This is a genomic window from Clostridium sp. AM25-23AC, from assembly GCF_003435125.1.
GTDB classification, from domain to species: Bacteria; Bacillota; Clostridia; order Lachnospirales; family Lachnospiraceae; genus Pilosibacter; species Pilosibacter fragilis.
Genome location: NZ_QWGI01000082.1, coordinates 1 through 1,840, shown reverse-complemented (window position 1 = coordinate 1,840; position 1,840 = coordinate 1). Strand labels below are relative to the sequence as shown.

General features: G+C 36.7%; 1 protein-coding gene and 1 pseudogene. Both read left to right on the top strand.

Annotation, left to right across the window (positions count from 1 at the left end):
- Nucleotides 1–474, top strand: a pseudogene (locus tag DW677_RS17920) (transposase); the annotation flags it as partial.
- A gap of 380 nt (nt 475–854) precedes the next feature.
- Nucleotides 855–1,763 (top strand): hemerythrin family protein, encoded by a 909-nt coding sequence (locus DW677_RS17915; protein ID WP_181968402.1) that lies wholly within the window; start codon nt 855–857, stop codon nt 1,761–1,763.
- Nucleotides 1,764–1,840: the final 77 nt, after the last annotated feature.

Sequence of the window (1,840 nt, the reverse complement as noted above, 5' to 3'; positions counted from 1 at the left end):
TGAATGATTATCCAACCATCCATCTCCTGCTTCGCGGCGATAGTGGTTTTGCAGCTCCTGATCTCTATAAACAGTGTGAGGAAAACGGAACAAGCTATGTCATCCGGCTGAAGGGAAACAAGGTTCTCCGTGAAAAAGCGTCGTTTCTTGCAGATGCACTTACCAGTCGGACTCAAAATAACAAGGTAGACTACGCTGTGGTTTACGGTGAATTCATGTACAAAGCTGGTCCATGGCCTTATGAAAGACGCGTTGTGTGCAAGGTTGAGAAGCCAGAAAACCAAATGGTTTACATGTATACCTTTATCGTCACAAACATGGATTCCTCACCAGAATACCTTATCAAATTTTACTGCAAAAGTAGTTCGTTCAGCAAGATATATCACATTCAAGCTGTGCAGCAGCTGTCCATATAAAGAAGAGTTTTATGACACCCTTTCTGCAATAGGTAAGCTGGATGTACAGCTGGAATAGCAACCGTCAATGGACCTTGACAGCATGATAATTGCTCAAAAACTCGTCATAGGGATTTTATACCCTTTTTTCTGACAAATTGAGAGAAGTTATGGCTGCATGGATCATTTTTTCAATTCATGGTGCAAGGTTTAGATTAGAAATTGCTCCGTGAATAATTCAGGATAAGTAGTCATTTTTATAAAAAGACAGTGAGTGCGTCTCTTGGAACAGAATGAATATATTCTGAATCCGGGAGGCGCTTTTTATATTTCATTAAAAATGTAAAGTTCGCGTGTTGAAAATGTAAAATGGGAATGATATAATGGTTAAAGCGTTAACTGCAAAATTGGATAATACAGGCATATTGACAGTATAAAGACATGAAGGGAGACGACAAAATGATCAAATGGAGTAAAAATTATCTTATGGGCATAGATAAACTTGATGAAGAGCATAAAGAATTGTTTCGGATATCAGATCAGATTTATAATAAAGTAATGGAGAGAGGAGATGATGCGAAGTACCGGTTATTCCTTATGAAGGAAACTCTGGAATATATGCTTAGATATTTTAAAAGGCATGCAAAGAGTGAAGAAATATATATGCGGGAGATAGGTTATGCCGGTTATGAATTTCATAAGATGCTGCATGACGAGTTTTATAATATGCTGCTGAAAAAAAAAGCAGACATTGTAAAGCGCAATGAATGCAGCAAAAAAGAGATAGCAGAACTTGTGGGAGATGGAATTGGATGGCTTTTGGAACATATAATAACAGAAGATATGGCAATTGTAGGGAAAGGAATCTCAGCCATATCTTCATACAATAGTGATTTTGAAGAGCAGCTGAAAAATGTGATCAATACAAATTTGATTTCATTTCTCAATGTTGCAGCAAATGTGAAGATTATAAATAGAAACTATCAAGGTGAAAACTTTGGAAAAGTTATATGCCAGAAAATGGTTTACAATCTGGGATCCCGCCAAATTGTAGTTATATCAGGCATTGAGAAAACATTTCTGATTCGTGTTGCTGAAATGATCTATGGGATAGATATTGAGGATGAGATGGATCTGGTTTTATATAGTATGCAGACATTTGGTGCAAATTTCTGGAGATCAATAGGACAATATTTTGTAGGCAATCATGATTTGCTTTCCCTGAGTTCAAACAGTTTTATTATTGCAAGGAGTATACCGGAAGAGCTGGATATGCTTAAGCCTGAGAAATCATTATTATTTGATTCTGATATGGGAAAATTTTTTATAGCTTCAAATGGAAAGATGTCAGAAATTGCATATTTTTAAAGTAAACCTGAATTATTCACGGCAAAGCCGTGATCGTGAATGATTATCCAACCATCCATCTCCTGCTTCGCGGCGAT